This is a genomic window from Mucilaginibacter sp. (genome assembly GCF_028288185.1).
GTDB lineage: Bacteria > Bacteroidota > Bacteroidia > Sphingobacteriales > Sphingobacteriaceae > Mucilaginibacter.
This window is the reverse complement of the sequence record NZ_JAQBOF010000040.1, coordinates 183259-195769: the sequence shown is the minus strand read 5'-3', so window position 1 is coordinate 195769 and position 12511 is coordinate 183259. Positions and strand designations below refer to the sequence as shown.

Sequence of the window (12511 nt, the reverse complement as noted above, 5' to 3'; positions counted from 1 at the left end):
GGTTTATATCTGCAAGTTAATTCAAAAAACCAAAATTCTAGTATTTGATAATAAGTATTAAAATTCAATAAGAATTTAGGTCTTACAAATCTGCATGATATATCAAAAAGTACAAAAAAAAGAGTAAATTGTACTTACACCAAAGACTCATTTACAATAATTTTGGATAACCAATTGTATTCCAAATGAAAAATGAATTATCGGCGCAAGCTATTGCACAATACCGGCAAGACGGATTTTTAGTTGTTGAAGATTTTTTATCGGCTGATGAGCTGGCGTTTTGGCGCGAAGCGCTTAACGAAGCCATCGCCAAGCGAAACGGGAATAAACTGCCAGACAGAAAAGAAGTGTATGGTAAAGGCGATGACACCGATAAATCATATTACGACAACGTATTTGATCAGCTAATTAATCTTTGGCAGGATAATGAAAAAATGAAACAGATAATGTTGGATGAGCGCTTGGGTAAAATGGCGGCCCAATTATCCGGCTCGGACGGTATACGCATATGGCATGACCAGGCTTTAATTAAAAAACCATGGGCAAACCCAACATCATGGCATTTAGATACGCCGTACTGGTCGTTCAGCGATCGAAGAGCCTTGTCTATTTGGGTTGCGTTGGATGATGCTACTTATGAGAACGGCTGCTTGTTTTTTATTCCCGGCTCTTGCCATACAACTACGTTTGAGAATCCGGGTATTGGCAAAAACATGGGCGCTATATTTACTACATATCCTGAATTTAAAGCAAGCAAATCATTTGCCGCGCCCATGAAAGCCGGCAGTTGCTCTTTCCATAACGGCCTTACCATACATGGCGCACACCCTAATATGACACCCGGCTACCGGCGCGCAATGACCTGCGCCTATATGCCCGATGGCAATACCTTTAACGGCACACAAAATATTTTAAGTGATGAAGAAGTATCGCGTTTAAAAGTTGGCGACCTGTTAAATAATAACGAGCTTACACCATTGATCTACACAAGCATTTAACATTATGACCAAAAAAATCCTGCCTGGTCTTTTTATCCTATTGTTGCTTTTACAGCAGGTAAGCTTTTCATCCGCTATAAACAAAAACATAAGCCATAATCGTTCCACCAAAACAATTACCATAACCACGCCCGATAAAAGCCTGGCTATAGTAATAGATTATTCATCAGGTTGTATCATTAAACAGTTAAACATAAAAGGGAATAATACTTTATCCCCTTCGGGCATATATAGCGGTGTGCAAACTAAAAGCGCCACGTTTTCGTCTGGCGATCATATAAATAATGTACAAGTAATTGAGACAATCAATGGCGTTACGTTAAAAGGCATAAATTATGGTGATAGTACTATCGGCATTAAAGAAACCTGGGGCTTTAAACTGGATGGCAATAAAATAACATGGGATATTACCCGTGCATATAACCAGGATGACCAACTGGAAGATATATCTTTCCCAAAATGGAACTTTGCTGACCTCTCCGTTTGGAAAGGTGGTATTATTGATAATGGCGGGATGGTTTGGTGCAAATATCTAAAACAGGTAAATGATACCTACGGTGTACATACCGGCGGTGTGACTTTCTGGAACGCCAAATCGGGCAATGCGTTGAGTATTAATGCGAAAACGGATGATGACAATGCTATTGCCACTAAATACTCGCACAGTCCGAAGAATGAATTTACATGCACACAATTAGTAACCAGCACGCCTTTACAACAGCGATATAATTTAAGCAGATTTGTAGGTAGGCGGGCCAATGTATTTGCTCCTTTTGAGGTAAAGAAAGAAACAGTTACCGCACATTTTGTATTGCAGTATGTAAACTATTTTGTTAAATATTCAAGAGGTAAACTTACCGGCATTGATGCGGATGCCGTACGCGAATTGCTAAATACTACCGGGCGCTATGGCGTGGTAGACAATAATATTATAGGTGCAAACGGCTGGACAAGCAATTGGAAGTGCCTGCATGAGCCATTTTTCGCCCAGATTGGCTTGGCGGTGGATGATCAAAATTATACCCGCAACATGTCGTCAACGCTTAACCAGGAGCGCGATCAGGCCATGCTGCCTGACGGGCGCGTTTTATCGCGCTGGCATAATGTGCCGGGCGATGAGATACCAGGCACCTACAACGCTAAAACAGGCTATTATGAAACTGTTTGGGGGTATACGGTAGACTCGCAAACCGGGTACGTGATAAATGCCAGTGAGCAATTTGATATTACGGGCGATGTAGCCTGGCTCAGATCTCACCAAATAAGTTGTGAAAAAGCGCTCGACTGGTTGATTAAGCGCGATGCCAATAACAATGGCATATTTGAAATGGTAAACAACAATATTGCCGAACATAAAGCCAGCGACTGGATAGATGTTGTTTATGCCAGCTATGAAAACGCATTTGTTAACGCTCAAATGTATGAAGCCTTAAATCATTGGGCCGACTGTGAAAAGATAATGGGCAATCAACCAAAAGCGGCTTACTATTCGGCTATTGCATTGCGGCTTAAAACTGCTTTTAATAAACCGATTGAAAAAGGCGGATTTTGGTCGGCAGCTAAAAAGCAATATGTGTATTGGCGTGACAAAGATGGATCAATACATGGTGACAATTTGGTAACACCGGTAAACTTTGCAGCAATTGCTTTTGGTATATGCGATGACCCCAAACGGATAGCCTTGATACTCGACCAAATAGAACAACGAGTCAAAGCCGAGAATCTGTTCCATTGGCCGTTATGTTTTGATTCTTTTAAAAGAGAAGAAGTACAGGGGGGCAACTGGCCATTTCCGCGATATGAGAATGGTGATATATTCCCTACCTGGGGCTACCTGGGCATAAGGGCTTATGTAGGATACGACAAAAGTATCGCGCTAAAATATATCAATAACATTCTTGAACAGTATAAAAAAGATGGCTTATCATCGCAACGCTATAGCAGGGTTACGCAATTAGGGCAAGGCGATGATATACTGGCTGGGATATGTACTACCATAACGGCGCTTTACAGAGACATTTACGGTATTCGTCCAAAATGGAACAGGATGGGATTAGAACCCAACTTGAGTAGTAGCTTAAATGGAACCGAGTTTAATTACACCCTTCGCGACACAGTTTATCAGCTTAAATTAAGTGTGAATGATTATGTAATGCGTACCAATACTTTTTCGGTTAAAAGTAATGAAGCTTTTGGTGCATCCAGGGCAGGCAATAAATTAACCTACTATCATCATAACCAGGACAGTAATTTACTGCAGGTTAATGCTGCTTCAAACAAACTTATTGATACGGATATTAATGAGTGGGATGAAAAACAGATCTCATGGACGATTACGTCGCCCAATAAATATCAATTTACAGTTACGGGTTTGCAGCCGGGGTCGGTTCATCAGTTATGGGTGAACAATAAAGCACAGTCTGTAAAAGTAAAAGCTGATGGTTCTTGTTCCGTTTCAAAAGTTTGCTCCTCGATCACTAAATTTTTGATCAAATGGAAATAAAAATACTTAGTCCGCAGTGGGGGCATGAGCATTTGGATATGGCAACATTTCTTTCTAAAATTAAGAACGCGGGTTATGATGGCGTAGATACCTGGATACCATTGGATGCTAAGGATAAGCGAATGTTGTTTGATTATTTACAGCAGCATGAAATGCATATCGTAACCCACCAGCACCGTGCAGAGGGCAGTACATTTAAAGATTTCAAGTCCTCATTTATTAAAGAGCTTTATGAATGTGTGGAACCCGGCCCGCTACTCATCAATTCGCATACTGGCAAAGACTATTTCTCTTTAGAACAAAACCTGGAATTGGTGGATGCCGCTGCCGAGTTTTCCGCAAAAATGAGTATCGCGGTAGCGCATGAAACGCATAGAGGTCGTTTGGGCTACTCACCCCAAATCACTAACGAGGTTTTTAAACTGCGCCCAGATTTTAAAATAACTGCCGATCTATCGCATTGGGTATGCGTTACAGAAAGCATGCTGGAAAATTTTAAAGATATTGTTGACGAAGCTATAAACCGCAGTATACATATTCATGCACGAGTTGGGTTTGAAGAGGGACCGCAAGTGACAGACCCGGCGGCACCCGAGTGGAAGTATGCTTTAGATAATTTTCTTGCCTGGTGGGACAGCATAGTGGCAGCAAATGCAAAATCAGGCCGGGAGATACTACCAATTACAACCGAGTTTGGGCCAGAGCCATACATGCCAAAGGCACCCTATAGCGACAAGCCATTAGCCAATCTGTTTGCTATTAACTGTTTTATGAAGGATTTGCTTATTAAGCGGTATCATCAATACCGTTAATGCTTTCTTCGGTATTACGATAAGATCTGGGCGACACGCCGTTCTTTTTTTTAAATAGTTTAGAGAAATAAAACACCGACTCGAAACCGGTTTGATCTGCTATTTCATTAATATTTAACGCAGTGGTTGTTAGCAGATCTTTTGCCCGATTAAGCCGCAAGTTTAAATGATATTGATTTGGCGATTCGCCGGTGATCTGTTTAAACGCCTTGCGAAAAGAGGAATAGCCCATAGGCAGTTCTTTTGCCAGCCTTTCCATATCTAATGTATTTTCAAAAGACTCCTGGATAATGAATTTGGCCTTTGCTATTAATTTACCGACCGGATCATTATTGTATTCATGATGCTGGGTAATCTCGTTAATCAGCCCTAATATCCGCAAGGTAATGCCGGCAACTTGCTGTGGGTAGCCCGTCAATGAAGCCTGAACAGTTTCAATTAGCTCTCTAAAGAGAATCAATATATCCTTATTCAGGCCTACGTTAACAACAGGGCTTTGCTTATCAAAAAAGCCATTCTCCATTAGTTGTTTAACGTAAAATCCATTAAAGCCTACCCAATATTCTTCCCAGCCAGATTTTGGGTCAGGCTTGTAGCGGTGCCAAACGCCGGGGTAAAGAAAAAAGCAGGTACCGGCAACTATTTCTGATGGTTTTGTTAAGGCAGATCCGTAGACACCTTTCCCCTTCGAAATAAAAACAACATAAAAATCATTTAAAATGCGTCCCCTGTTCCAGGTTAGCTGATGACTTTGCGGATGCTCCTGGTTAGGGTAATTATCATTCGGCTCAATTTTAGAATATCCTGTGGTTGTAATATAAATGCCCCACCGTTCTTCGGTTGGCGTTACATTAAGATATTTAAAATAGTTTCGCAGCATTTTACGGCAGGCGATTATTTTTGAGCATCGCGTTCAGGCATTTTCAATACCAATGGCTTCTCTTTTCTTAGCATCTTCCCCGCCTCGCCAGTGAGCCATAAATAAGTATCGGATGGTTTACCGTCAAGATTGGTAAATGCGGTTCCGGTGCTGGCGGCAGGCACCGGCGGATTATCCGTAACTTTAAATATAGCAGTACCTTCGTTAACCTCATCAAACATAGCCACATAAATCATTGATGCACCTGCCGACATAGCGGTCGATAGCATTTGCCAGTAAAAACGTCCGCCTTCCCGCGGGATAGAACCTACAGGTTTTATATCATCCGGAAACTCATATCTACTCAAATTATGCCAGCTAAAACCCGGATATACGCAAGGTACGTAGTCGATCTTATTATCGCGGCACCATTTAATATCATCTATTACATCATCGCGATAGCGATCCATATCATTATGCAATAAAGGCGAATACCGTTGCACGCTCCACGGCAGTACAATATCACATTGCTTTATTATTTCATGCAGATAGGGGTCAGGCAGGCAATCGGCGCGCAGTGTGCGCCAGGAATTGGGTACACCAAGCATAACGGCACAACCACCATACACAGGATCATTCTTTAAAAAGTCTATTACCCTTTCTAAACCAATATTGCGTGTATTGTAGGATCTATCGGGAAAGCCTACACCCCAGATGGCCACAATTGGTTTACCGTTATGATGCAGGTAGGTTTTAGCGCCCTCCTGGTTAGTTACTTTAAGCTGATCTACCAGGTATTTCCAATCTTCAATAATTGATGAGCAATCCTCGCCTTTGGCGCTCAAGCCTGACAGATCATACATTACAGCAATAGCTCTTTTGTATTTTGAAGCTGCCTCAAACGCGTTTTTAATAATAGCTACCGACTCGCTATCATGTTTTTTATTTTTGGTTTCTCCAAAAAAACGTTGCATAAATACGCCGTCAACACCATATTGCTGCATCCATTTAAAATGCAGGTCGGTAGTGCTTTTATCTGCCGAACTAAAAAATCGGGCTGCTTGCCCATTAGTTAACTTAAAAGGTGTTTCGTAAGTTTTCTCGTATTCGGTTACATCAGGCCACATATCAAGGCCAGATCGTTGTTCATTACCGTAGGAATATCGGGTGGCCTTTGTGCCGTCACCGGCGGCCCTGAACCATCCTTGATAACCGGCCATTATTAATCCTTTATAAGATGGATATAAGGTGGTTTTATTGTGTCTGTTTTGGGCATTACTTATGTTTATCGCTAATATTAATAAGCACCCTAAAAGGGCTAATTTTAAATTTTTCATTATAGTACGGTTTATAAAGGTCGGCCAATGAAACTGATTGGACGCTACCAATATAAGCTAAAATTATACAACCTGTAAAGCTTAATTACAACCCGTTAATATAACTATCAACCAAATCATATTGTAAACTATACCAATTGGTCATAAAAGAGGTTTCGTCAGTAAGACTAGGGTCTACACTACCAGGCCATATTGATCTTTCGCGTGCAAATGCGTTTGTATTAACTAATATCTTTCTATAAGCTTCTATACGTGCACTTACCGTAGCTTTACTTAGCTGATTGGTTTTAAGCACATTCCATCGCGCCTTTATTAGTCCTTTAAAATTACCGACGTTTAGATTAAGCAAGCGATCTAAGAGATAGTTATCTGTGGTTCCAATAATCGTGTTATCTGTATGGATACCGGCCGCATTTCCTCCCATGGTGCTGTCCATATCCCAGGGCGAGTAAAAAAAGGCGTTTGCGCTGCGAGAATCATAAAAACTAAAAAAAGTGTTTTTATTATCATTGTCCGTCCCTCTGATAATATTAACAAAAATTAAAAAATCCACCATATTGTTAATATCTACCCTGCTTTTAATTTGATTGGTAAAGTCATCATCGGTTGCAGTTTTAATGAAGTTAACCTCATTGTATAAATATCCCCAATCTGGTGCCGGTGTATCTCCAAGATCCGGATACGCTAATTCCCAGCCACCCCAGGTTTTACTTAGATTGCTAAAAGCAGACACCCCTGTGAAATCGGTTTCATTGGTCCAGTTGTCGGCCTTGTACATATTGCCATATTGTTTCTTTATTTGTAGTTGCTTGCGGTCAAGCTTTTCGGTAAGGCAATAAACACCAAGGTATTTGTTATTTAAAAACACTTCGCTCATATATCCGCGGGTACCATTAAGTGCAGTTGGCTCATTGGCTATATAGGGTACATTATTAAAGCTGTTCCATATATCTGTACATAGCCTGTTACGCATACGGCCTCTGTCAATGTACATAGCATCCAATATCCAGCTATTATCATTACGCAGGCCGAGTAATGAAACATTGCTATCATTACCTGCCGCATCTACTATATGCACCGCATACGAAAGTTTAGGATAGCCGCGTGATGTAGCTCCTCTGATAGCAATATTAATATTAGATGATATTTGCAGTTTACTGTTTTGCGCCTGGTAATCTGGATCAACCAAATTGAATGAGGCTTTTACATCAGCGTCCTGGATAGTCCTATTTGTACTTAGCGTAACAATTGGCAATCCGGTAACAATAAGATTATAGGTTGTGACATCATTAAGGCTGCTAAGTGCCTTAATCTCTACCTGTTGATTGGTTTTAAGTTCATAGTTTACAGTTGCACCGTCTTTGGTACGTATATTATTAATTAATATAGCTTTGGCAGCGGTAGTATCAAAATTTATCGTATAGGTAGATAATGATGCTCCGATAGGTACAGGATAATAATACGCGTTAGTGATTGAGTCGTAAGCGCAATTGGCTCCATTAATCTTGAAATTAATTAATTGAGGCGTTGTTGATAATATGGGTACTTTAGGTTTATTTCCCACCCCGTTTGAATTGGGATTTGTATTTGATATTCCGGTATTATTTTTTTTGCAACCGATCACAACCATTGCAATCAGCAATCCATAAAATAAATAATGTTGTTTCATAAGGCGATATTGTTTGGTTAGGTGTAAAAAATGCGTATGGTTTTAAAAGAAAAATATATTTTTCTGATAGCCCAGGGCTTCAATATTTAATAAATTAAGGGGAGAATAATTAAATTATTGAAGTTTTTGCTTGTCGAACATTACTTTATTAAATAAGTCCGCAAAAAGAGATTATTATAAGCAATAGCTGTTGTGTTTATTTATTTACCGGCTGATAGGTATGACTCAAAACCGTTAAACTTTATTTCTGATCAGCACTTAATAATTGTGCTTCATCAGTGACAGGTAGTTTTATAATTAGGGTTATAAAATTAAAATATCAATACAAAAGTAAAATGTAATATGACTTAGCTAATTGTAACACAATAATGTTACTGTAACAATATAATATCTAATTAAATTTTATCTTAATAAATCTGGGGCGATATAAGTTTGGGTCCTTGCTTAGGTCTTTTAAAAACTCGGTCGAATTGATATTATATAGGATATTAATAATTCGCCTGGTTTTGACAGGCTGGGATGTGCCTTGGCATTATAAACCATATACGTTTTTTTGGCGAGGTCTTTACTACAATCCCATATCTTTATAGCAGGGCCAAATAGCCCATACCGGGTTTTTCCAATTCGTAAGCCTATATCTTTGGTCATGGTTCCTATCTGAAATATCAAAGCGTATCGTCCATCGGGTAATGAAGTAACGCTTAATTCATTAGAAACCCAATCGGCTACTTTCTCGGCTTTTTTAACATCATTAGTCCAGTTGTTTCCGTCCCAATAACTCCATTTGGCATAATGTTCAAAATCCTTTGGTACCACCCTGGCAACTAATAAATTTTTCCATTTGCCGATAACACTATATACGTAACATATCCATCCGGATTAGGGGCGCCGGCTTGTTTAGTATTTACATAAATACCTGCGCCGAATGAACCCCAATAACCCTGCTTATCGATCAAATAAAACGGCGTATCCATTTTCTGTTGCCTGGCATACGGCGGCTTATCCTCAGATGCTATCTTTATTAGCACGTTACCAACTTCCTTAAATCCAAAAGCGCCCGTGCCTGTATTTCTTATACGGTACCCCAAAATATAAATATTGTTATTCAATTCCTGGTTTACAAAACCATCACCCAGCCAGAAATAATCGTCCGCTTCCGTTTTAGGGGTTTGGGGGATAAATATCGATTTGGGTTTTCCTTCTTTATCTTTTGCCCAATAAAAATTCATTTTTCTACTATCTGCCTCATTACCATTTAAAACAGCTACAGAGTTGTGAATCATTTTAGAACCGGGCATCAGTACATTATCCCGAATATTGCCAATCATACTATCGCTAAACAAAAAAAGCACTTTGTCATTTACTGATGCTTGCTTGTGTTCTTTACCATTAAGTGGTATGGTAAAAATACCATCTCCTCCAAACCAGCCCGAGCTTCTATTAAGCAATGCTGTCCATTCAGGGGCTTTTGCAACCGTATATTTAATGTACTAAGATCTGTACTCGCTAAATGATGAATTACTTTTTGGGCCTATCCGGTTGTCCCAAAACATACAAGCAAAAAAGTTATTAGATGTTTCATTTCGTTGGTTTAGTTTAGTTGATACAGACAATGTAAGCATAGTAATAATTCAAGTAGTTTTATGAGATCCTTTAAACGCAAAAAAACCGGTTGCCAAAGCAACCGGTTTAACTATTTTTTAGATAAAACTGTTTTATCTGTATAATCTAAATTCTTCGATCTGGAAAGCAGAAGCAAATAAGCTTATAATTCTCCATCTGTACCAAATATATGGTGCTGGATTAGCAATTGGGAAATAGAAGAACCTTAAATACCTGGTTGAACTTTGTCCCAAATTGGTTAATTCTTGCGCGAAACCTACTGTACGTAGTATATGGTCTATCTGAGTCCAATCAGTACCATTATTAGTGTTTGATGCTTCAATTACCCATTCTTTTGGGTCACGAGTACTTTCTGAGTCATTACCATTTTCTATAGCGTAAAGTTTAACTACTACCGGTGCAGGAAACTGAAACGTTATGATCAATGGTTGTGGGAAAGCAGAGTAGTATCCAAACTTAGTATTAGGGTTACCGTCAACTAGTTTTGGAGCATTTTCATTAGTATTACCAGTGTTATCCAAAGTGTATTTGTAATCAATTCTTGATTGTGTAATATCTGTCGCAATACCCTCAGTAGTAACGTTACGGGTAATACTTACAACGGAACCTTTGTCTGTAGTTACTTTACAGGTAAAGCTGTTAAAAGTTCCTATACCGAAAGATTTTAATGGAGAAATTGCGGTGCTTGTGGTAGTTGTTGTTGTTCCGGTAGGGCTAACATCATTCCACGTCCATAAAACAGACGCAATGTTACCTTTTAGAGTTGGAGTAAACTTCAATTGATATAGAACGCCTGTTTTTACAGCATCTATTTTCAATACATCATCCGGAGCGATGTTGATATCAACATACTTATGCGACACATTTCCTGTTGTAGAAAAGGTTTTTAAATCAGTAGTGTACTTACCTGTTGCTAAGAACACGTGAGTTGGATTTGGATCGGTTTTTAAAGTATCGTCACCAAACCTCCACTCCAGTTTAGTGTAGTTTTTAGATAGGTTAGTGTATTTAAAGGTAAATCCGTCAGCCGGATCAGGCGTAATTGTATAATCCGATATCGGGTTAACAATTGCCACTTCGGGTATAACACTATTTGTTTTTTTAGAGCAGGAAAATACTGTCGTTAAGCAAAACAATATTGCCAGGGGTTTAAATAATTGTTTCATATCACTTATTTTTTAATAGTAATTCTCTTTATCTAGTTAAGTCTTGTAAAAATTACACCGCTATAATCATATTGCGCATTGTTCCAATACATTTTAAGGATATGGTAACCTGCTGTCAAGTTTAATGTCGAATAATTAGGCCGTTGATTTCTATAGTCGGTTGTATTACCAACAACTAATTGTGAGTTAATAAGCACGTTATCAATATATACGGAGTATGTCTTACCTGAACTAGGTGATCCAAGCATAGCATTCATTTGATAGGTACCTGTTTGTTCAACAAATATACTATAGGTTAGCCAATCGTTATTGCTGGTCCAACCAATAACAGATCTTGGTGAATAATCGGGGTTGGCACTTACCGCGTCGGGCACTCTCCAGTTTTGGTCGCCATTTTTAGTTCCATTAACAATGTGGAAACCAATACCTTCGCCGCCAAAGTCATAGTAAACAGCGTAGATAGGATCAGAAACAGCGCCTATTGCTCCTTTAACTAAAAACGGCGTACCATAATATGGCCTAAACGTATTTGGATTCAGCGTAACAAATACGGTACTAACTTTAGTTTTAGTAATTTGATATTTAGATGGATTTTTAAGGGTAATTGCTATTGTGGGTAAATTTATTGTAGGAGCCCCTGGAGAAGGTTGTAACACTAATAAGGAGGCAATTTTTGTTGTAAACGTTAATAACGCGCTATTAGTACCTGCTAATATCGTTACTGTAGGATTTGTAATAGAAATTTTTGAATCCGGATAAAGTACCGATTTAGGTAACTGGCCATTATTAATATATTTAGTTACACTATCCGGAGATGAAACTGCATCTACAGTAAATTGTGCTCCGGGAGCACCTTGCAAAACCACAGGTATACTAACATTAAGGCTTACAGACCCTGTAGTATAACTTGACGGATTTGAAGTAACATCAAATATTTTATTGGTAGTGCCAAATGATATTTCATGAATAGAATTTGCAGCCAATATATCAGCTGTTTTAACAACAAATATCATAGCCGATTTTCCGGTTGCAATTTTATTACCTTTTGTAGGAGCAGACATTTTAATTGCTGCGGCCAAATTACTACCGTAAGCCAACTCCATTGCAGAGCGACTAACTACTATGTTAAAATTAACTGAAGTAACACCTGCCGGTACAGTTATTTGTGGTAACACAGCGGCTGCACCCGTTGTAAATGCTACAGTTCCTGCCGGTAAAACGCCAGAGGATACTAAACTGGCAACAGTATCTGCATTTGAAGCTAAGTTAATAGTAAATGTACTGCTTGTTGCAGATGAAAAAGTAATTGTGGCAGGTACTGTCATATCTGCACCTGTTAAGGTATAAGAGCTGCCTGTACCAACTTCTGTTTTAGCGACCAAAGATGCCGAAACCTGAGTAGATGACGGTGGAACAATCACTTCACTTAATTTCTCATTCTTACATGATGAAGCAAAGAGAGCAAAAGCGCCTAAAAGGCCTACTTGCCAATGACTAAATAATTTTTTCATTTCGTTTGAAATTTTAATTAACAATATTTTTAA

General features: G+C 39.0%; 10 protein-coding genes. 3 read left to right on the top strand and 7 right to left on the bottom strand.

The annotated features are described in order from the left end of the window. Positions 1-185: 185 nt before the first annotated feature. From JWQ34_RS18625 to JWQ34_RS18615, 3 genes are read left to right on the top strand one after another with little or no spacing between them, the layout of a single operon-like run. The gene (locus JWQ34_RS18625) at positions 186-998 is read left to right on the top strand and encodes a phytanoyl-CoA dioxygenase family protein (protein ID WP_299359965.1); all 813 of its coding nucleotides are present in this window, start codon (positions 186-188) and stop codon (positions 996-998) included. A gap of 4 nt (positions 999-1002) precedes the next feature. Continuing rightward, positions 1003-3501, top strand: coding sequence for a hypothetical protein (locus JWQ34_RS18620; protein WP_299359963.1), 2499 nt, complete (start codon positions 1003-1005; stop codon positions 3499-3501). Further along, positions 3492-4313, top strand: a complete 822-nt coding sequence (locus tag JWQ34_RS18615) for a sugar phosphate isomerase/epimerase (RefSeq protein ID WP_299359961.1) — start codon at positions 3492-3494, stop codon at positions 4311-4313. The genes JWQ34_RS18620 and JWQ34_RS18615 overlap by 10 nt, the downstream gene beginning before the upstream one ends. Here JWQ34_RS18615 and JWQ34_RS18610 read toward each other — a convergent pair. The 7 genes from JWQ34_RS18610 to JWQ34_RS18580 form a co-directional block, all read right to left on the bottom strand. Next, the gene (locus JWQ34_RS18610) at positions 4288-5193 is read right to left on the bottom strand and encodes an AraC family transcriptional regulator (protein ID WP_299359959.1); all 906 of its coding nucleotides are present in this window, start codon (positions 5191-5193) and stop codon (positions 4288-4290) included. The two genes, JWQ34_RS18615 and JWQ34_RS18610, sit on opposite strands and share 26 nt — an antisense overlap. Positions 5194-5207: 14 nt before the next feature. After that, the gene (locus JWQ34_RS18605; RefSeq protein WP_299359956.1) at positions 5208-6509 is read right to left on the bottom strand and encodes a glycoside hydrolase family 71/99-like protein; all 1302 of its coding nucleotides are present in this window, start codon (positions 6507-6509) and stop codon (positions 5208-5210) included. An 85-nt stretch (positions 6510-6594) separates the two neighbouring features. Then, entirely contained in the window at positions 6595-8178 is a 1584-nt protein-coding gene (locus JWQ34_RS18600; protein WP_299359953.1) for a CotH kinase family protein, read from the bottom strand. A 453-nt stretch (positions 8179-8631) separates the two neighbouring features. After that, the gene (locus JWQ34_RS18595) at positions 8632-8994 is read right to left on the bottom strand and encodes a hypothetical protein (RefSeq protein WP_299359950.1); all 363 of its coding nucleotides are present in this window, start codon (positions 8992-8994) and stop codon (positions 8632-8634) included. Positions 8995-9002: 8 nt separating this feature from the next. Continuing rightward, positions 9003-9626: a hypothetical protein gene (locus tag JWQ34_RS18590; RefSeq protein ID WP_299359948.1), complete on the bottom strand. Its 624-nt coding sequence runs from the start codon at positions 9624-9626 to the stop codon at positions 9003-9005. Between the two features lie 267 nt (positions 9627-9893). Beyond that, complete coding sequence (locus JWQ34_RS18585) at positions 9894-10967, bottom strand: PKD domain-containing protein (protein WP_299359946.1); 1074 nt, start codon at positions 10965-10967, stop codon at positions 9894-9896. A gap of 32 nt (positions 10968-10999) precedes the next feature. Then, a complete protein-coding gene (locus JWQ34_RS18580) occupies positions 11000-12478 on the bottom strand; it encodes a hypothetical protein (protein WP_299359945.1) in 1479 nt (492 codons plus the stop codon). Between the last annotated feature and the right edge of the window lie 33 nt (positions 12479-12511).